At 67.4% G+C, this 19,530-nt stretch carries 18 protein-coding genes and 1 tRNA gene; 6 read left to right on the plus strand and 13 right to left on the minus strand.

Features of this window, described 5'->3' with window-relative positions:
- Positions 1-2,838 (plus strand): M48 family metalloprotease, encoded by a 2,838-nt coding sequence (locus ACPCUW_RS03045; protein WP_423423598.1) that lies wholly within the window; start codon positions 1-3, stop codon positions 2,836-2,838.
- Positions 2,839-2,857: 19 nt separating this feature from the next.
- Here ACPCUW_RS03045 and ACPCUW_RS03050 read toward each other — a convergent pair whose 3' ends face one another.
- From ACPCUW_RS03050 to ACPCUW_RS03080, 7 genes are all read right to left on the minus strand, one after another.
- Entirely contained in the window at positions 2,858-3,700 is an 843-nt protein-coding gene (locus tag ACPCUW_RS03050) for a hypothetical protein (protein WP_423423599.1), read from the minus strand.
- Between the two features lie 194 nt (positions 3,701-3,894).
- Positions 3,895-4,857 (minus strand): ferritin-like domain-containing protein, encoded by a 963-nt coding sequence (locus tag ACPCUW_RS03055; protein WP_423423600.1) that lies wholly within the window; start codon positions 4,855-4,857, stop codon positions 3,895-3,897.
- A gap of 156 nt (positions 4,858-5,013) precedes the next feature.
- The gene (locus ACPCUW_RS03060; protein WP_064901681.1) at positions 5,014-5,748 is read right to left on the minus strand and encodes an O-methyltransferase; all 735 of its coding nucleotides are present in this window, start codon (positions 5,746-5,748) and stop codon (positions 5,014-5,016) included.
- A gap of 170 nt (positions 5,749-5,918) precedes the next feature.
- Positions 5,919-9,869, minus strand: a complete 3,951-nt coding sequence (locus ACPCUW_RS03065) for an amino acid adenylation domain-containing protein (protein ID WP_423423601.1) — start codon at positions 9,867-9,869, stop codon at positions 5,919-5,921.
- 62 nt (positions 9,870-9,931) lie between these two features.
- Complete coding sequence (locus ACPCUW_RS03070; RefSeq protein WP_195049962.1) at positions 9,932-10,696, minus strand: amino acid hydroxylase; 765 nt, start codon at positions 10,694-10,696, stop codon at positions 9,932-9,934.
- Between the two features lie 309 nt (positions 10,697-11,005).
- Positions 11,006-11,368 carry a hypothetical protein gene (locus ACPCUW_RS03075; protein ID WP_423423602.1) on the minus strand — a complete coding sequence of 121 codons (363 nt, stop codon included), beginning with the start codon at positions 11,366-11,368 and terminating at the stop codon, positions 11,006-11,008.
- 292 nt (positions 11,369-11,660) lie between these two features.
- On the minus strand, positions 11,661-12,254 hold the full coding sequence (locus tag ACPCUW_RS03080) for an SDR family NAD(P)-dependent oxidoreductase (RefSeq protein ID WP_423423603.1): 594 nt from the start codon (positions 12,252-12,254) through the stop codon (positions 11,661-11,663).
- 364 nt (positions 12,255-12,618) lie between these two features.
- On the opposite strand from ACPCUW_RS03080, the gene ACPCUW_RS03085 reads away from it, so the two are divergent.
- On the plus strand, positions 12,619-13,236 hold the full coding sequence (locus ACPCUW_RS03085; RefSeq protein WP_227463022.1) for a hypothetical protein: 618 nt from the start codon (positions 12,619-12,621) through the stop codon (positions 13,234-13,236).
- A 337-nt stretch (positions 13,237-13,573) separates the two neighbouring features.
- The gene (locus ACPCUW_RS03090; RefSeq protein ID WP_063009232.1) at positions 13,574-14,095 is read left to right on the plus strand and encodes a MarR family winged helix-turn-helix transcriptional regulator; all 522 of its coding nucleotides are present in this window, start codon (positions 13,574-13,576) and stop codon (positions 14,093-14,095) included.
- 156 nt (positions 14,096-14,251) lie between these two features.
- On the opposite strand, the gene ACPCUW_RS03095 is transcribed toward ACPCUW_RS03090, so the two are convergent.
- The 3 genes from ACPCUW_RS03095 to ACPCUW_RS03105 are packed head-to-tail and all read right to left on the minus strand — an operon-like array spanning position 14,252 to position 16,276.
- A complete protein-coding gene (locus ACPCUW_RS03095) occupies positions 14,252-15,250 on the minus strand; it encodes a hypothetical protein (protein ID WP_423423604.1) in 999 nt (332 codons plus the stop codon).
- Between the two features lie 55 nt (positions 15,251-15,305).
- Entirely contained in the window at positions 15,306-15,758 is a 453-nt protein-coding gene (locus ACPCUW_RS03100) for an RDD family protein (RefSeq protein WP_423423605.1), read from the minus strand.
- Positions 15,755-16,276, minus strand: a complete 522-nt coding sequence (locus ACPCUW_RS03105; RefSeq protein ID WP_423423606.1) for a hypothetical protein — start codon at positions 16,274-16,276, stop codon at positions 15,755-15,757. Before ACPCUW_RS03105 ends, ACPCUW_RS03100 begins: the two co-directional genes overlap by 4 nt.
- A 33-nt stretch (positions 16,277-16,309) precedes the next feature.
- On the opposite strand from ACPCUW_RS03105, the gene ACPCUW_RS03110 reads away from it, so the two are divergent.
- The gene (locus tag ACPCUW_RS03110) at positions 16,310-16,939 is read left to right on the plus strand and encodes a TetR family transcriptional regulator C-terminal domain-containing protein (RefSeq protein WP_423423607.1); all 630 of its coding nucleotides are present in this window, start codon (positions 16,310-16,312) and stop codon (positions 16,937-16,939) included.
- 66 nt (positions 16,940-17,005) lie between these two features.
- Entirely contained in the window at positions 17,006-17,176 is a 171-nt protein-coding gene (locus ACPCUW_RS03115; RefSeq protein WP_423423608.1) for a hypothetical protein, read from the plus strand.
- A 2-nt stretch (positions 17,177-17,178) separates the two neighbouring features.
- Here the strand turns inward: ACPCUW_RS03115 and ACPCUW_RS03120 are convergent, their stop codons facing one another.
- Positions 17,179-17,751, minus strand: coding sequence for a TetR/AcrR family transcriptional regulator (locus tag ACPCUW_RS03120; RefSeq protein WP_423423609.1), 573 nt, complete (start codon positions 17,749-17,751; stop codon positions 17,179-17,181).
- A gap of 78 nt (positions 17,752-17,829) precedes the next feature.
- On the opposite strand from ACPCUW_RS03120, the gene ACPCUW_RS03125 reads away from it, so the two are divergent.
- Positions 17,830-18,465, plus strand: a complete 636-nt coding sequence (locus ACPCUW_RS03125; RefSeq protein WP_423423610.1) for an NAD(P)-dependent oxidoreductase — start codon at positions 17,830-17,832, stop codon at positions 18,463-18,465.
- 68 nt (positions 18,466-18,533) lie between these two features.
- Here ACPCUW_RS03125 and ACPCUW_RS03130 read toward each other — a convergent pair.
- Together ACPCUW_RS03130 and ACPCUW_RS03135 are read right to left on the minus strand one after the other, a co-directional pair.
- Positions 18,534-18,606 (minus strand) — tRNA-Ala (locus tag ACPCUW_RS03130).
- Between the two features lie 89 nt (positions 18,607-18,695).
- Positions 18,696-19,412, minus strand: coding sequence for a uracil-DNA glycosylase (locus tag ACPCUW_RS03135; protein ID WP_063009455.1), 717 nt, complete (start codon positions 19,410-19,412; stop codon positions 18,696-18,698).
- Positions 19,413-19,530: the final 118 nt, after the last annotated feature.

Below are 19,530 nucleotides of genomic sequence, written 5' to 3' on the forward strand. Positions count from 1 at the left end.
GTGCGTGCCGAGGAGGGGGAGGCCGCCGCGGGTCCGGACGCGGTACCTATAGACACCGGATTCTTCGCCGCAGGCACCGCGGTCAGGTTCGCGTTGCTGCTCGCCTTCGTCACGGTCGACAGCCTGACGCTGCTGTCGACCACCCTGGTGCAGTTACGCGAGGGCGACGAGTGGTACACCTGGTTCCAGTTGTGCCGTCTCGCAGTGGGATACGATCCGACCGAGCCGTATATACCCGCAGCGATGATGACGCGTGCGGCATTCGTCGCCTCGTGCGACGCGGCTCACGGGGTGGGTTCCCACAGCGATCCGGTGACGGTGATATCGGCCCTCGCGGTGGTGTTCGCTCTCGCCGCGGCGCTGTTCGTGCTGGGCCCGATGTGGCGGTGCCGACGTGGCCGGTTGCTGCCGGTGGATCCCGAGTCGTCCGACGAACTGGCGCGGCAATTGCGAGATCTCGTGCAGCGGGCCGACTTACGCAGGACACCGGCGTTCGCCATCGATCCGAGGGCGGATTCCGTCGGTGCGGTCGTCTTCGGCCGGATGGGCCGCTACACCGTATGCCTGGACGCCGGCCTGGTCGCACGGGGCGGCGCCGAGCCCGCCGTGCTGCGCGACGTGGTACTGCACGAACTGGCGCACATCCGCAATCGCGACGTGGACATCACCTACGCCACGGTCGCGCTGTGGCGCGCATTCCTGATCTGCGCGCTGCTACCCAACATTGTCGGGCAGGCCGTATCACTGTTCCAGCATCCCGATATCTGGCGTAGTCAATGGGAATTGGGGTTGCGTGGCTTGATCCGGGTCGTGGTCCTCATCGCGTTGACTTATCTCGTCCGGGCGGACATCTTGCGTACCCGCGAGGTCTATGCCGATATCGACGCCGCGCGCCTCGCCGGGGATACCGCCTTCGCATGGCGGGATCGACCCGGCGCGCGTCGTCCGAAACTCCTTGCCCGGCATCGCCTTCTGGGGCTGATGCGCACGCACCCCGACTGGTCCGACCGCAGTCGATGGCGAAACGACCCGGGAATACTGTTCGGCGCGACCGCACTCCCGATGTTCCTCACCGGAGTCACCGCGCAGGTGGCGAATGTTCAGGCGACCATCTGGTCGAGTCCCGGCACTACGGCCGAGGTGGCGACCTGGACAACCGCTGTACTCGTCGTCGGCATCGCGGGTTACATCCTCTGGCGCGCGGTCGGTTACGCGGTTCTCATCGATCGGCCGGTGCCCTCGGGATGGATTGCGGGCGTCTGGCTCGGCGCGGGCCTGGCGGTCGGCGAACTGCTGTCCTTCCGCACTGCCGGTGTGAGACTCTTGCCCCCCGACCCCGAGATTCTGATCGTCCTGCTGATCAGTGCTCCGGTATTCACGAGCTGGGTCACCCAGTGCGCCGAAATCTGGATTCGGGGTAGTCGTGGCCGATCGCTGCGCCTGGTGCGGATACTGGGACTCGCCGCGGCCCTGATCGTGTTCGGCACGTGGTACGGCTACTGGATGAACGGGCTTTTCCTCTTGCAGAGGGGGGCGCTGCGGTCGCCCGATTTGTCCTTGCCGGGAACCCCGGGATGGTTCTGGGTCGTCGCCGACCTCGGCAACAGACCGCTGGTACTCGTGGGCGCTTCCGTTCTGTGGTTGTTCCCGCTGCTCGCCGTGGTGCGGCGATGGAACACATTCCCGCCCGCATGGGTGCGACGCGCCCGCACCGACGCATCGGACGCGGGAGCGGTGGTGCACCGGGCCGTGCCGGTGCGGCACGCCGCCGCGGGTGCGGTCGTCGGCGGTGGACTGTGCTGGTTGACCGTTGTGGTGATCATGGCGCGACTGCATCCCGACCAGCCGCCGTTCGGGCAGCTACCCGACGAGTGGGTGTTCCGCTATCCGATGTGGCTGAGCGCGGGTCTCGGCTGTGTGCTCATGCTGACGGCGATCGGAGTGTCGGCGACCGCGGCGCGATTCCGGCTGCTCATGGGGCTCGCCGCCGCCGGCGGCGCCGGATTGGTCGGTCTGGCCGGCTTGTTCGTCCTCGCGGCGACCGACGGATGTATCGCACCCATGCGGGTCATGGCCCACACCTGCCGCTGGCGACCGGGCCCGGCCTGGATGGTCGTCACGTTGCAGGTGCCGTTCGTCCTCGGTCTCGCGATCTACCTCGCGGCGGTGGCCGCGCTGCTGGGTGCGGCCGTCGCCGTGGCCGGCCGTCGGCTCGCCGGTCGAGCGCGGACCACGGCACCGCGATTCGACACGGAGCCCGAGCTGCCGCGATCGGCGGTTGTGCGCGGTGTCGTCGTGGTGCTCGCGGCCGGAGCGGTGATCGCTCTGGTTGCGAATACCGCGATTTCTTTCTACGACCGTGGACATGTCGAGGGGGCCGCCGTCGGAGCACTCGGGCGGGAACCACAGCCCACCCCCGAGGCGCGGGCGCGCCGGATAGATGCCTGGCTTCGGGTCGGTGGCGCGGCCGAAGCCAACCGGCTCCACGACGACAACGAACGGTTACGAGCGGCTACTGCGGCCGCCGTGCGCGCTGCCGCGGGACAGCCGACGGTCGCCGTCGATCCGGAGATATTCGCGCCGTTGTGTGTCGCGATCGCCGCCGACGCCGACCGTGCGGCCGCGTTCGTTCCGATTCCGGACGACCTGGCCCAGGCCGATTGGGCGACATGGCTCGCCGTGGTGAAACGCGCCGGTGACGACTGCCGGCGCAGTTTCGACGACAAGAACGACGCCCTGTTCGACCGATCGATGACCGAGTACGTCGCGGCCGACGCCGCGTACGCGACGCTCCTGCGCCACTTCGACGAGATCCGCGACGCCGCGGCGGGCGGCTGACCGGGGCATGCGAGACCGCTCACCCGATCGTCGGCAGGGTGAACGCGGCGGTGCGGACCACGTCGCCGTGCTCGAAATCGAGGAACAGCCGGTAGGTTCCGGAGCCGGGGACGGCGGTGTGGAAGGTGACCTCCGGGCCCGGGGCGGTGACGCCGTCGCCGGGTTCGCCGTTCGGGTGGACGTGCACATAGGCCAGATCGCCCGTCCGCAGGATCACCAGATGGCCGTAGGCCGCCAGATACGGCTGTAGGTCGGTGACCGGCTCGCCGTTCTTCCGCACGGTCAGGGTGAGCAGGCGGCCCTCGCCGGGCACCAGATCGCCGTCGAGAGTCACCTCGTAGCCGTCGACTTTCGCGGTCCGTTCGGCCGCGGGTGTCGGGCGAGGTTCGTACGCCCCGGTGACGGCCAGATCCGCGCCCAGGGTGATGGTCTTGCCGAGTGCGCGCGGGGCGATGTCGGTGAAGACTCGATACGCGCCCGCCGCCGGCAGGTTCAGCTGCACCGTCCAGATGCCGTCGGCGGTGAGTTCGGGATGCACGTGCCAGAACCCGGTCAGCTCCCGCTGCACCACGATCAGATGCAGCTCCCGATCGTGGATCGCGGTGTACTCGGTGACCGGTGCGCCGTCCGGCCCCAGGATCCGGAACCGGAAGTCGACCTCACCCGGTGCGAGGATCGGCTCGGCGAGCGCCAAAGTGTAACCGTCCTGGGTGATCTGGAGTCCGCCCGGCAGCCCACCACCGTGCGCGGCGTGTTCGGCGTGCCCGCCGTGGCCTTCGTGCCCGGCATGCTGCTCGCGCGGGCCGTGGGCCCCGTGATTCGCCTGTGCCCCATGGTGTTCGAGGTGAGCGTGTGTGGTCATCGTCCCGGCCTTTCGATCTGTTCTCGTCCGACATCGGAAACGTTAATACCCCAGGGGGGTATGTGCAACCGATGACAAGTGAGACGAAGAAGACGACCGGATTCGAAACGCGACCGGCCGGCCCGGAATCGGGGCCGGCCGGTCGGTCGGAAAAGCTCTGAACGAAGTACCGAGCTCCTTCGGGGGAGTGCCCGTCAGCTCAGACTGGTCACTTCCTGGGCGATCGCGGCGAGCCGCGTCTGGGCGGCCGACACGACGCCGTGGCGGTTCTTGTGGGCTTCCTCGTAGGCGACGATCGCGCGGATGTCGGCCGGCTCGGTGAGCTCCTTCACCGCGGCGACGGCTTGGGACACGTTCAACTCGTCGTAGTCGCCGACCGGCAGCTCGCCGGGTTCGAGAACACCCGTGGTGGCGCGGATCGAATGCAGCGCATCGGCGGCCGCACCGGCGCCTTCGTGGCGCGTGACCTGCTCGGCGGTTTCGAGCGCGGCATCGCGCGAGGCCGACAGCGTCTTGACGGCGACATCACCGGCGTGGGCTCCCCGCGCGAGCAGCTCGCCGAGCGCCGGCGGGGTGGTGCGAACGGAGTCCAGCGCGCGATCCAGGCCGCGAGCCGACCACGTGACGGGCAGGTTGAACAGTTTCACCGCGGTCCCCGTCGCCGCCTGAAGAACGGTGCGGCGCAACGCGGCCGGTCCGCCGAGGGCGTCCTCGGCCAGGACGGTGGTCAGCCATTCCACGGTGGCCGAATGCGCGGTGATCAGGCGGTCGGCCAACGTCACGACCTCGCGCTGCCCCGCAGCGGTCGCCAGGGCCTTGATGTAGCGGGCGCGGTCGAGCAGCTGGTGCTCCAGCGCCAGGTCGCCGAGCAGCGCCTCGTCGAACGGCTGAGCCTGTTCGGCCATCGCCTTGATGGCGGCGACCGCGCGGCCGAGGAACGGGCCGACCACCTCGGGCACACTGCCCAGATCGCGGATGGCCGCCTCGATGGCCTCGGCGCGGGCGCGGCCCTTGTCGGCGTTCTCGGAAAGCTCCCGGCGAACCGCCTCGGTCCGGGCCTGAGCGATCCGGGTCTCGGCCACCTGGATCTCGGTGTTGGTCAAGGTCAGCACAGCTCGCAGCTGGGCCAGCAGGGTGGAGGTATCGGGAGTGCTCATGCGAATCTCGTCCTTCGGCGTATAGACGGCAGCAGGTCGGGGCGCAACGTTGCACCATATCTGCGACTACCCGCCATAACCGACGATTAACATGTTCGGCGCTGACGCGATCGCGGCAGCGGGCAGTCGTGGATCGGCCGGGCGGTCCTGATCCGGTCAACCGAGATAGGTCGATTCGAGCACGAGATCCTTGAGCACCTTCTGGTATTCGGCATGCGTCCGATGCTCTCGGGTTGTCCACCGGGTGCCCTCGTGGCGGCGCATGAACGCTCGATACTCCGGGGCGCCCGGGTATTTCACGTTGTCCGCCACCACGACCGAGCCGGGACGCAGCCACTCCTGATCCATGATCCGGCGGAGATCGGGAAGATATTCGTCCTTCTCGTGGTCGAGGAAGGCGAAATCCAATGTGCCGGGGGAGAACTGGTGCTCATTACCCAGCGCGCCGAGCGTCTTCCCGTCGTCGCCCAGGGTGCCGACGATGACGACGATCCGCTCGCCGACGCCCGCGTGATCCCAGATCTGCCGCGCGACAGCGGCATTCGCCGCGTTGAATTCGATCGAGTACAGCACGGCATCGGCCGGCATGACCCGCGCGATGCGCAATGCGCTGTACCCGCAATAGGTTCCGAGCTCCAGCAGGCGCCGCGGCCGCGCGGCGGCGACGGCCCGGTCGAGGATCCGGCCCTTCTCGTCACCGATGTTGATCAGGTAACTCTTGGTGTAGCAGAACTCGTCGATCGCCCGGATGACGTCGTCGATGTCGCCCTTTCGCGCATGCGCGCACACATAGTCGGCCAGCGCCTGTTCCCGGCCGTCGCCGACCTGCCAGGTGGCGCCCATATGCCGGAGGCCGAACAGAAACCGCACATACGACCATCGCAGGAACATCACCGGTTTGCCCACGCTCTCGTTGGCGGCGATCGCCAGGGCGACCGCCGCGACGGCGGCCAGGGCCAACCGCGGGAGACGGAGACCGAACACAGCCGGCCGGCGCGCGGCCAGCAGAATCGACGAAGCAACCGACACCGCGGCGGCCACGATCGCAGTGGAATGCTTGCTCATCTGTTCTTCCCTTCGCCGTGCCGATGCAGTTCGGCCTCCAGGATCGGCCCGATGACCGCGAGGGCCTCGGGGTTGGTCATCTGGGCATGGGTGACGTCGACGCGGTGTTGCGTGATCTGCCCGGATACGAAGGGCCGCCACATCTCGCCGGTCAGCTCGCCGGTGATGCCTTCGGTCGCCGAGAAATACAGCAGATCGCCGTCGTAGCGTGCGGGCCGGTAGCTCGTGGACATGGCGACACTGTCGACATATCCCTGGTGGAGGCGTTCGAGCTGCTCACGGCTCAACCCGCGACCGGGACCGGGACTGTCGGCGAGCACGTCCACAGCTTCGTCCAGGGTGAGTGGCCGCGTGTCCGGGGTGGCCGACTCGTTGCCCTGCAGGTGGGTGACCAGATCACGGACGGCGGGCGGTTCCGGCTGGGGCGCACCCTCGTCGAAGGCCACGCTGTCGAACATCACGAGCAGTCCCACGGTGTGCCCCCGGGCGCGCAGCCGGACGGCGAGCGCGTGCGCGAGTTGCCCGCCCAGCGACCAGCCGAGCAGGTGGTAGGGGCCCTCCGGCTGGACGCGCGTGAGTTCGCGCAGATACACCTCGGCGAGCTCGTCGACGGTGTGGTACCTGCGCGACGCCCCGGAGACGGCCGGAGACTGCAGACCGTAGACGGGCCGGTCGGTGACGTACCGCAGCAGACCCGAGTAGCACCACGAGAGCGGAACGGCGGAATGCAGGCAGATCAGCGGAGTCCCGGAACCGCTGCCACGCAACGGAAGAACCGGCTCCAGCGCCGAACCGCCGACCGCCACATCGCTGTTCCCGCCGGCCGCCGTGGCCTCGATGGCGGCGGCCAAGGTGTGCACCGTCGGGGTGAACAGCGAGGAAATCGTCACCGTCGTGCCGGTCCGCTCCGACAGTTGCCGGCACAGCTCGACGCCCAGCAACGAGTTGCCGCCGAGTTCGAAGAAGTTGTCGTCCAAGCCGACCCGAGATTGCCCGGTAACCTCGGCGATGGTCTCCGCGACCGTGCGCTCGATCGGCGATGTCGGCGCGCGGAATGCCGGACGCGGCAACGTCTGCGGATCCGGCAACGCGGATCGATCGGTCTTGCCGCTGCTCGGATTGATCGGTATCTCGGGCAGCGGCACCAGCATCGCCGGAATCATGCCGGGCGGCAGCACGGTGCGTAGCCGCGCCAGGACGGCGGTGCGGTCGAAGTGCTCCTTCGCGGCCGCCGTGGGGACGACATAGCCGATCAGCCGATCGCCGAGCGCCTCGGACGTCCACACCCGCACCACGGCCTGATCGACCGTCTCGTCCGCGGCCAGCGCCCGCTCCACCTCGGACGGCTCGATGCGCTGCCCCCGCAGCGAGATTTGAACATCGCCACGGCCGAGGTACTCGAGCGTGCCGTCGGGTTGTTCCCGGACCATGTCACCCGTGCGATACATCCGAGTTCCGCGCTCTCCGTAAGGATTTGCCACGAAACTCTGCGCGGTGATTCCGGGCCGCCCGAGATACCCGCGCGCCAAGGCGTCCCCGGCGAGATACAGTTCGCCGCGGGCGCCGCGTGGCGCCGGGCGCAGCCGGGCGTCCAGTACCGGAGTCTGCACGCCGGGCAGTCCGCGGCCGATCGTGATGAGCGCGTTCGGATCGAGCGGTTCGGTTTGGGTCACCACGACGGTGGCCTCGGTGGGGCCATAGGAGTTGAACATCGGGAGCCGGCCCGCCCAGCGTTCGGCCAATGCCGGCGGGCATTTGTCACCGCCCACGGTGACGGTCCGCAGCGCCGGCAATCGGTCCGGGTCGAGCGTCGCCAGAATGGCCGGTGTAACCACCAGATGGGTGACGCCCTCGTCCTCCATCACCTGCGAAAGCCGCTGTCCCGCAATGATGTCCGGCGCGAGTGCCACCAGCTTCGCTCCGGGTGTGAACGCGGAGAGATATTCGAGCATCGACGCATCGCAGAACGGTGAATGTGCCTGCAACACCACCGAATCGCTGCCGATGCGGTTACGGGTGCGCAGATCGTCGGCCAATGTCGCCAGACCTTCGTGGGTGCTCAGCACTCCCTTGGGTTCACCGGTCGATCCGGAGGTGTAGATCAGATAGGCCGGGTGGGCGGCCCGCAGCGGTCGTATCCGATCCGCGTCGGTCACCGCGGCGGTCGACCGGGCCGCGGCGGCACGGGTGAACTCGTCGCTGTCGAGCAACAGCCAATCGACCGCGGTGCTCTCCAGAGGCGTGTGCCACTCGGTGCGGGTGATGCCCAGCGCCGCACCTGAATCGGCGATCAGCTTCGACACGCGCGCCGGCGGATCGGCGGGATTGACCGGGAAGAACACCGCGCCGGCCCGGGCGACCGCCCACAGCGCCATGACCGATTCCACCGACCGGGACAACGCCACCGCGACAACGACTTCCGGCCCGGCTCCGTGCGCGATCAGCTCGCGCGCCCACTGCGCGGTCGTCTCGTCGAGTTCGCGATAGGTCACCGATCGGTCCGGCCCACTCAGTGCGATCCGTTCACCGGCATCGATTCCGCCGGAGAGCAACTCCGGCAGCAACCGCTGGTGCTGCCGCTGCTGCGGGGCGGCGATCGTGTGGGTACCGGCGACAGCCGCGAACACCTTCTCCGTAGCGTCGGCCCACAGGAATCGGGACAGGCACTCCATGAACTGCTGCCGATACCCCTCCACTTCGTCTGCCCGATACAGCTCCGGGTTGGCGTGGAAGTCGACGACGAACGGCTCGTCGCCGAAGCGGTAGCAGCTGATCGCCATATCCTCCACCGGGCCGGCCGAAAGCAGTTGCGTCCGACCGCGAACGGCGCCGAAGTCGATGCTGTCGGGCAGGCTGAGAACGTTGATCAGCGGGCCGTAGCCGTGGCGACCGGCCCGGCCCACGCCGTGGTCACGGAGCAGGTCTTCGTGCCGGTACAACTGGTGGCGCAGCGCGCCGATCATGTTCAGGCGCACCTGGCGGACGAGGTCGCCCACCGTGCTCTCGGCCACGCCCCGCACTCGCAACGGCACCACGTTGGAGACCATCCCGGCCGACTGCCGCAGCGCTCCCGTGGTGCGACCGGCGACGGGCAGCGACACCGTGACATCGGTATCACCGGTCATCTGCGCGAGAAAGGCGGTCACCGCCGCGACCAGCACCTCGGCCACCCCCGTGCCGTACCGCCGCGCTGCGGCGTCGAGCCGTGCCATGGCCTCCACATCGACAATTGCATGCGCGATATGAGGGTGTGCCGAGGGCGCCGCGTACCGCTCGCTGAGGCGCGTTACGTGATCGAGGCCGGCCAGCTCCTTGCCCCAGTATTCGCGGTCGGCGGCGAACCGGGACGAGGACCGATACCGCTGCTCGGCCGCCACGATCTCGGTCAGTGACACCGCCCGGCACGGTGCCGGGGGCCGTCCTTCGGTTGCGGCGGAATGCAATTCGGCCGTTCGCTGCAACATCCGAGCGGCGCCGAAACCGTCGACGGCGATGTGGTGGCTGCGCGCATAACAGCGATAACGGCCGGGGCCGAGAGTGAACAGCACCGTCTTCGTGACGTCGTCGCCGGTCAGGTCGATGCCCCGATGATGATCCCGGCTCATCCACTCGTCGGCGGCGCGTTCGGGATCGGGGTGATCACTCAGATCTATGCAGTCGAATCCGGCGTCCAGCTCGTGGTCGAGGTATTGGCGCGGTCGGCCCCCGACGACGGCGAATCGCACATGCGGCGACTGCAATTCGCGCGCGGCGCGGCGGGCGCACTGCTGGAGCAGGCCCAGATCGAGTTCGCCCTGCACATCGGTGTATTGGGAGATGGAGAACGGAACCGAGGGATGTAATTGCTGGGCCAGCCACAGTTCCGACTGCGCTACCGACAATTCGAAGAAGTCCGCGTCCGGAGCCACGCCGTCGTGACGACGCGTGGTACTCGAGAGGTCTACCACCGCAATTCCTTAAATCTCGACGGCGAGGATATCGACGAAAGTGTTTGTGCGAGAAGGCGACATCACGAACCGACCCGCGTCCGGAGAAAGCCCTCTACTTCCGCCGTCATCCGGTCGACCGAATCGGCGACGAAGAGGAGGGGCTGGCAAATGCTGTCGTCGATATCGCTGGTGAGTATGTCCTCGACCCGGAACTCTCGCAGATCCGCATGCACGAAGGACTCCATCTCCGTGACCGAGGACAGAATCGCGGCGCCGTACGCGCGCGGATGACCCTTTTCGGCGACCACGCCGACCTCCAGGGTGAACCAGAACAATCGCGCGATCGCGGCCCGCTCCTCGTCGGAGGTGGCACGGTTGGCGGCGCGGCCGAAGCAGCGATACAGTTCCGCGAACTCCGGATCGGCGAGTATCACCGCATGTCCGACCAATTCGTGGATGACATCGGGATCGGGCGAGAACGATTGTTCGGTCACCGGCCGCACGTCCGGGGTCGCGTGCAGGATGCCGTCGGCCATGGGGCCGTAGAACAGGCGGCCCGGCTGGCTTCCGATGGCCGGTGCGAGCTCGAAACCGGTCAGGGACCGAAGCGTGCGGGAAACCTCGCTCATCTGCGGTACCCGGTCGGCAGGCAGTTGTACGATGCGAGCGGCGGCACGATACTCCGCACATCCCAGTTCCTCGTGCATGGCCCGAAGCGTCGCGAAAACCCGTGACCAGAGCGCGTCTTCGTCGCTGCTGTAGACGAATTCGGGCAACGGCTGCCCGGGGCGGCATGCGCGGGCGACGCGCTCACGCTCGGAACGAACGTCGAGACCAACCGTCATCGCAATCAATCCTCTCCTCGAGTTGCCTAAAGTGCGCAGGTCATCACCACTCGGAATCGATCGGCGCTGACAATAGGTGCGTTCTGTGTGCGCGAGTACCCCCGGCTATTTCCTGCAAACAAATCGGCGAAGGCGGCGAGCATAAAGTAGAACGCGGCTTCCCGCAATACAGCTCGGGGAATATTGGGTGAAGATTCTTCGCCGTACGCGGACCTGCGCGAAAAGTGAAACGGGTTGTCCGGCAAGCGGAAGATTCCTGCCCGATCTGTCGCTTTTCTCCCGAAATCTTCATGGCGTCTTCACCAATGTTCAGGCGCCGATCACGGCCGCGAACATCGGCCACGAATCGTGCACGACATTCACGTTCTGGTCGGCGAAGAACGTCGCCACGTCGGTGCGGTCGAGCCATCCCGACCCGGTTTCCCCGCCCTCGACGCCGTCGAGGAGATACAGCGTCGGGTGGGGCGCCGAGGTATCCGCCGGGCGCAGCACCCGTACGGGGACGGACCGGTCCATCGCCGGTGAGTACACGTTCAAGGCGGCCTGCGCGGCGACCGGCGCCCGATCCACCGGATCGCCGCCGGCTGACGCGGCCCCCACGGTCGTCGCCGAGAGGAGCAGGACGAAGACCCCGGCGAGCCACCGTAAACCTCCCGCGGGCAGGTTCGGCATCGGCCCCTCCGCTCTTCTCGGGCGAACAACGGTGATCAGTCAAGCTACTACACGGCGAGCGGGGAACTCCCGGTTTGCCGCCACATTGCTGAGCGAGTCTTCTGTCGCTGAGGTCGGCGAATGCCGCGGCCAGGGTCAACGGGGTAGGGCCGGACACCTCAGCGGATCGACCCCGGTGAGGTCGGCGCAGGCGTCCCAGAGCTCGGCCGCGGTGTCGACGTCGGTCATATGGCCATGGGGTGTTTCGCGATGCGGTCGTCCACGAAGGCCGAAAACCCTCGGCCCCCACAGCTCACCACCGGTGATCTCGGCATCGAGGGTGGCTCGGACGATGCTCTCGGCGCCCGCGTGCTTGCCGTGCAGCGCAACGCCCGCGGGCAGGCCGCGCAGGCGCTGGGCCGGAGGATGGACGAACAGCGGTGGTCGCGACGGGGTGAGCGAGTCCTGGGCGCCGCCGGGATGGGCGAGGATGCTCGCGGTGCCGGCCCCTCGGCATCAGGTGTGCGACCAGCGCGAAATGGCCGAGATGATTTGTCGCGAACATCGCTTCGTGTCCCCGCGAGTTCACCCGGCGCTGCGGTGCCGACAGGAGTATTCCGGCGTTGAGTACGACCGCGTCCAAGCGCTCGACGCCGAGGGCGTCGACGGTCGCGGGCAGTGCGGGCAGGTCCGCGAGGTCCAACGGCACCGAGAGCGGTCGAGCGTGCGGAACGCGCCTCCGGATCGCCCTGATCGCGAGGCCGGCCTTGACGGTGTCGCGGCACCCGAGCACCACCGTGGCGCCCGCGGCGGCGAGTTGCTCGGCGACGAAGTATCCGATGCCCGCACTGGCGCCGGTGACCAGAATCGTCTTCTCCTCGGCTCGACAGTCGCTGTGCCATGTCATGCCGGCAACCCTGACATCGTGCTCTTGCACCGGCCTCACGTGCCACTGGCACGCGGGCGGATGTCGTGAACGGTAACCACCGGAAAGCTGACGGTCGGCGCGGGGGGATATATTCTCAGGTCGAAGGTTGTATTCGGGGGAATTGCAGGAAGAGATGCGGCGCGGAATTGCGCTCTTTACGAAAAGAATCTTGTGGAAATTAACTTTCCAGTCTGAATAATTAATAGCGGATAATGAAATTCTGGACGCGTTTTAATTACGCGATTTCGACCATGGAAAGATGAGAAGAAGCTATATTTTAGAAACTCAGTGTTGCGGTCCGACATCCGGTCGTACCGTTGCTCGATATTTTCTGGAGTTAGTCATGAGATCGATCTCTTCCCTGGTTCGTGCCGGCGTTCTCGCTCCCGTGGCGGTCGCCACCGTCTTTTGTCTGGCGGCACCGGCGAATGCCGCCCCGGTCAGCGTGAACTGGAGCTGTAAGGGCACCATTCTCGGGATCGGCCAGACCTCGAGTATGACCACATCGGTCACCGGCACCGCGCCGAGTTCGGCGGCGTCGGGTTCGGCGGTGGCCATCACCCTCACGCCGGGTTCCTCGTCGGTGCCCAGTTCGGCGTCCGGCTTCACGGTGAACAACATCAGCAACCTGAAGATGACCTTCCCGACTCCCGCGAATTCGACACTGGTCTCGGCCACCGCCTCCGGGGGGACCGTGGCCGGCACCGTCACCACCTCGGGTGGGAATGTCGTTCTGACCGTGCCCGGTCCGATCGCCGGCGGTACCAGCTTCACGCCGCCGGCGGTGACCATCAACGTCACCGCCGGTACTCCCGGCACGCCGATCACCAGCAAGTACGCGGGGACCAGCTACACGAATCCCGGTATGACCATGACGACCAACGTCGCCTTGGTCGGCAATGTGGCGACCTCGTGTTATCCGAATCCGTCCCCGACCCTCACCACCACATCTGTCAGCTGATTCCGCGGACAGGGGCCACGGCGTGACGGCCGGTGTCCGCGCCGGCGGCCGGTGGTGAACATGCCTGGACCGGGTTGTGTCAGCAGCCCGGTCCAGGTTTCACCCGGGCGGGACGGGTGACTGCTGTTCCTCATAGTGGTTGCCCCGCTTCACGTTTGGGGTACGCCGAAACCGTTGGACCGAATTCTGAAATGCACCGTATCGCATGGGTCGGTGTGTCGTACAGTGCATGTCCGACACTGCCCACGGTCGCTTCGCCGGCCGCGGCGGTGCCAGCTTTCGTGATGTTCGTCAGCCGCGGTTCGGCTGTCGTCCGAATCGATTGACAGGAGCACACATGCCCGCTTCAATCGCCCGGCGGCGATCCCGGAGAACAGCCGAACCCGCCCGACTCTCGGTCGAACTCAAAAGGGCCCTGGAGTTCTACCACGGAACCGTCGAGGACCTGGCCCGCGAATTGATCAGAGTGCTGGGTGTGAACGAAACCGACCGGCGTGCTTTGGAAATCGTGCTGGCCGACGACGAGAAGTCGACGACGCCGGGACTGCTGGCCGAACGGCTCGGCATCACGGCTGCCGGCGTCACGATCATGCTCAATCGGCTGGAGAAGCAGGGCTATATCGCCCGCTCGCTGCATCCGACCGATCGTCGTCGCGTGATAGTGATGGCCACCGAACTCGCGGCGTATCGCATACGAGAAATCGTCGTGCCGATGCTCGTCGAGAGTTACAAGATGTTGTCGAGCTGGTACGACTCGCACGAACTCGAAATAATCGCCGACTTTCTCACCCGCGCGGGTGAGCTGCAACAAATCCACCGGCAACGACTGCGCGACGTGGATCCCTACTCGAGGTCCTGAAACCCGGGCGCGAAGCCTTGCAGATGCCCCGCCCGTTCGGCGAGGCGACGCCGTAATGCGCGCGTTTCGCTGTTCGCGGAACTGCCGGAATTCGTCGTCCGACGCTCGGGCGTGTTTTCGGAGGCGGTGTGCGCACCGGTTCCGGCGGTCGGCGCATCACAAGGAAGAAAGCGGTGGGCGGATGCGAACCGTCGACAACAGCGAACAGCGAGTGACAGCAACCGATATCGATGATGAGTCTCGGCGTCGAATTCCGCGGTCGGGCGGACGATTCCGGCGGCAGATCTCGCGCGCGGGAGTGGTCACCGCGTTGGTGACCACGGCGATCGGGATAACGCTCGTGGTGCGAGCGGATTCGGGCCCGCCGGCGCACGTCAACGAGGCGCAGTCGCACCCCGGCGAACCCGCCGTGCAGACTCTCGACTGCGGCGCTGTTCCCAGCGAAGCCGGCGCGGTGAACGCGAGCCCGATGTCCGACGCGTCGAGCGAAATCTCCGTACCGGGCGACGGCACGGGCAGTACCGACACCACCGCCGATTCCGGAATCGCGCCACCGGCCGCGGATCCCATCGATCCCGGTGCCGGCCAGGCCACCGCGACAGAATCCACGACGACGGATACCTCGACGGCGGCCTCGGCCGGCGCGAGTTTCTCTGCCACTGCGAGCCTTTCGATCCAGATCTTGCCCGGCGTGCCGGATCCGGGCGCGGTCGTCTCACCACCGATATCCACGGCCCCTACGACTTCGGTGGAGACATCGACGGTGACGGTAACTGCCGATCCGAGGACGGCGACCACGACTGTGCCGGCCACGACGGTGCCGACCGCCACTCTGCCTTCCACGGGAGTGCCGGCCGCCACCCTGTCGACCACCACGACTACGGCACCGGCCGGCACCACGACGACGGCAGCCAGGGGCACGACAACCAAGTCCGCGACAGCATCCGCGAGTACCACGATCGCGGCGAGTTCGACGACTTCCACGTCGCCGGAGGTCGCCACGACACCCGGGACGACCACATCGACAAGGCCCACAACGACCACGACGTCGGCGACGAAACCTCCGATGCCGACGAAGTCGGCGCGTCCGACGACTCCGTCGATCGCACATCCACCGGCCACATCACCGAAACCCGCAGCGGGATAGGTGATCACGCGATCGTGGGTGCGCTCGCTCGAGCATCGGCGGTTGTCGCCGGATCCTGCGCACCTAAGCCGGCGAATGGGCCTCCGACTGCCAGTCGTACACGACCGTGGTGCGCAAAACGATGTCCTGCAGCGAATACCGGCGCGGATCGACCACCACCCAGAACAATCCGACCGCGAACATCACGCAGAACACCGCCCGCACCAGAGCCCGCGGCCATCCCACGAGTTCGCCGCCGCGGGTCACCACCCGCAGCCCCATCATCACGGCGCCGACGGTGCGACCACTCACGGCCCAGCATCCGGTGAGATACAGCACCGACACCACGATGAATATGCCCGTCGACATCACCGCACCGGCGTCCGGCCAGGTGAAATCCTGCGGTGAGAACAGCAGCCGAGCGAACGCCAGGCACAGGTAGATCGCGGCCATGATCGCCAGGACGACGGCGACGTCGACCCCCGATGCGATCGACCGCGTCACGATGCCGGCGGGACGGTGCGCAGGGGCACTCACTCCGCGCCCGATTCGGACGGTGCTCGCCGGAGCAACTTTCCGACGAACCCCGCGACGGCATCGTCCGCGTGCATCCCCTGGCTCCGGATGCCGAGAACTGCCTCCGCGGACATCGAGTCGGTGGATTCGCGGATGATCCGAGGTAGATCGACACCCTCGATCACGCTGTCGGCCAACCCGACCAGATCGACCCGCCCGATGATCTTGTCGACATCGATCCGTTCGGCCACCGCGTCGAGATCCACGTTGTCGACGACGAGCTCCGTGAGGTCGACAGCGCCGACCGCGGTCCGCACGATCCTGCCGACCACCGCACGCAGCACCCGTTCGGTGAGGTCGTCGGCGGCCTCCAGGGTGTCCGCGCCCCGCTGTTCCAGCTCCGCGAGCACCGGCTCGACGCCCGGCACCCGCCGCGCGACGCCGAACCCGAAACCCAGCACGCGCCCAGCAGCTCCGCCGACCCTCGCGGCGGCTCCCGCCACCAGGTTCACCGGCCTCGACATCGGGGTGCCGTCCACATCACCATCAAACTCGCTCGATACCGGATAGGTATGCCTTTCGGGTTATTCGGTGTGCGGACGTCGGCCGACCGCGCGCGTGGTTCCCGCTGCCGGATCCGGCAGGACGTCGGCAGCGTGTCGCCGCCCAGCCCCGGTGGGGTGGTCCAGATCCGGCGAATCCGTTCGGTGGTGTCGAAACGCGGCCATCCGGAATCGCCGGTCGCCGCGAAGGCGATGAAGGCGTTGCGCATCGCAGCCGAGAGCCCGGCGAAGTCCGGGGGAATCTCCGGTCCGATGCTCGACGAGCGGCTGGTCGATCAACTCACCACCCTCGCCGAGCCGCGCGACGCCGAATCGACTGTGCGCGAGGTACTTCGGAGCATGATCCCCGGAGCAGCCATCGCCGCGGCCGAACCTCGACCCGATGACAACTGGCGCATCCAGGTGATGGCCTGGCTCGCCGTGGTCAACCGAGCCGCGCGAAATCCGGAGATGTCGGCCCGCCTGTCCGCCGGCTCCGATCGACTCGCGGCCGCCATCGCGGCCGCCCTCCCCGCGACGGCAACCGGCCAACCGGGCGACGATGCGCTGCGCACCGCACGCGGACTCCTGTCCCTCGTCGAGGGCCTCCTCCTGCAACTGGCACGCGGGGACATAGACCCGGCGAAGCCTCCACGGTGATCACCCGCTTCGTGACCCTTGCGTTCAGTGCCGGGCCGTAGCCGTGTTCGTGCGACACCGAACAAAATGGCCGCAGGCGATACGGAAGTGTGCCTGACGCTTCACAACCCGCACAGCCTGACGGTCGAGGGCCCGCAGGTTCGAATCAGGCCGGTTGGCGTCGACCTGGTCGAAGCCATGACGGGATTTGCGCGAATCCGGCGAGTTGCCGGCATGCCGCGTGAGCGGATTTCGTGAGGTCAGAGTGCGCGGGCCAGGGTGTGGGCCATGCGGTAGACGATGTCCTCGGGTATCGGGCCGGCGTCAGGACCTTCCGCGTAGTAGTGCAGAAATGCCTGATGGAAGCAGGTTCCGTCGAGGAGCGCGGCGGTCATCTCCACGTCGGCGGCGGTGTCGACACGGCCCAGTTCCTGTTCGGCGGGAAGGTACGTGCTGATTCCGGCAACGGCATGCCCCGGACCGGCACCGTGGCGCTTCATCGCCTTTCGGTGGGCTACCAGCCGGGTGTGCTCGGCCAGCAGTCCCCCGAACAGCGGCAGCGCCTGCTGATAGAAGGCCGTCAAGGCACGTGCGATGTCGACCAGGTTGGCCGCGACCGTCGCCTCGCCCGGGCGCGGAGAGGGAACGGATCCGGTCGGCATGCGTTCGCGCAGGACATGGACGATCAAGTCCTCCTTGTCCTGAAATTGCTTGTACAGGAACGCTTCCGAATAACCGGCCGCCTTGGCGATCTCCTTCGTGGTGGCACGGGCGACGCCACGCTCACGCATAATGTCCGCCGCCGCGTCCAAGATGCGGTCCCGAGCGCTCATGGTGGCCTCCGATTGACAGTTGGTGAATCTTCACCCACCTAGGTTAGTGAAAATTCACTAACTCCAGCGAGGTGCACGATGCGAGTAACTGTCTTCGGTGCGAACGGCCGCACGGGTAAGCATCTGGTCGGACAGGCACTGGCCGCGGGCCATGACGTGACCGCCGTCGTACGTGCCACCGCCCATACGCTGCCCGCCGATTCGAAGTTGACGGTGATCACCGCGAACGTCATGGAGCCGGGCGAGATCGAACCCGCGGTTGCCGGCGCCGGCGCGGTGCTCGACGCCATAGGGACACGGGAACAGGGCCCGACCACCGTGATGGCCGATGCGGCTAAGTCGATCGGCCAGGCGATGGAAGCCACCGGCGCGCGTCGGCTGATCGTCGTCAGCAACAGCGCGGCCGTCGCCGGTCCGGGCGACGACCCTTTCACCCGCTATGCCGTCAAACCGCTGATCCTGCAGCGGCTGTTGCGGCACAGCCTCGACGACATGGCACGCGCCGAGGAGGCGGTGCGCCACACCCGCCTCGACTGGACCATCGTCCGTGCGCCGCAACTGACCGACAAACCGGCAACGGGCGCGTACCGCACCGCGACCGACCGCAACGTCACCTTCGGAATTCGCATCACCCGAAGCGATCTCGCGGCATGCATGATCGACTTGATCGACCGGCCCGAGACTATCCGCCCCCACATCCATGTAGCCGGCTGACCGACATGTCCGGCAATGCCGCACAACGACGAAGCCGCAGGTCTATGACCTGCGGCTTCAGTATTCTGTGGAGCTAAGGGGAATCGAACCCCTGACCTTCTCGATGCGAACGAGACGCGCTACCAACTGCGCCATAGCCCCGCGGCTCGTTTCCGGGCCAACGGAGGAGAACTTTAGCAGGTGGGGGCCGGAGATTCCGAATCGGCTGGTCGATGTGGGGAAATGCGGGGTCAGGTGGGTTCGGGGGTGGGTGGGGTGAGGTGGAGGCCGGCGGTGGTGGCGGCTTCGCTGAGGACCTTGCGGAGCATGGCGGGGGTGAGGCGGCCGGTGAAGGTGTTCTGCTGGCTGACGTGGTAGCTGCCGAACAGTTCGAGGCGGTGGCGGCCGGGCCGGGCGGGGTCGATCGAATAGTGGACGCCGTGGCCGAATCGGGGGCGGGGGCGGGGGACCTGCCAGCCGGCCGCGGTGAGGGCGGGCATGAGCGCCTGCCAGCCCCAGGCGCCGAGGACGACGACGGAACGGACTGTCGGGGCGAGTAATTCGAGTTCGTTGATCAGCCAGTGCCGGCAGCGATCGCGTTCGTCGATGGTGGGTTTGTTGTCCGGGGGCGCGCAATGCACGGGGGCGGTGACGCGGGTGCCGAGCAGCCGGAGGCCGTCGTCGCGGCGGGTGGCGGTGGGCTGGGTGGCGGCGCCGATGGCGTAGAGGGAGGCGAAGAGCACGTCGCCGCTGCGGTCGCCGGTGAACATGCGGCCGGTGCGGTTTCCGCCGTGGGCGGCGGGGGCGAGGCCGACCAGCAGCATGGCGGCGTCGGCGGGGCCGAAACCGGTGACCGGGCGGCCCCAGTAGGTTTCGTCGCGGAAGGCGGCCCGCTTCTCGCGGGCGACCTGTTCGCGCCAGGCGACCAGTCGCGGGCAGGCGCGGCATTCGGTCAGTGCCGTATCCATGGTGTCGAGGTCGGGATAGTCGGCGGATGCCGCCGCGCCGGCGTTCGGTGGTTCGCTGTGGCTGGTGCGACGCACCATCGGTCCTCCGTTCGGTCGATGCCCCTGCGAGTCTGCCCGT

It is taken from the genome of Nocardia sp. AB354 (assembly GCF_049538315.1).
GTDB classification, from domain to species: Bacteria; Actinomycetota; Actinomycetes; order Mycobacteriales; family Mycobacteriaceae; genus Nocardia; species Nocardia nova.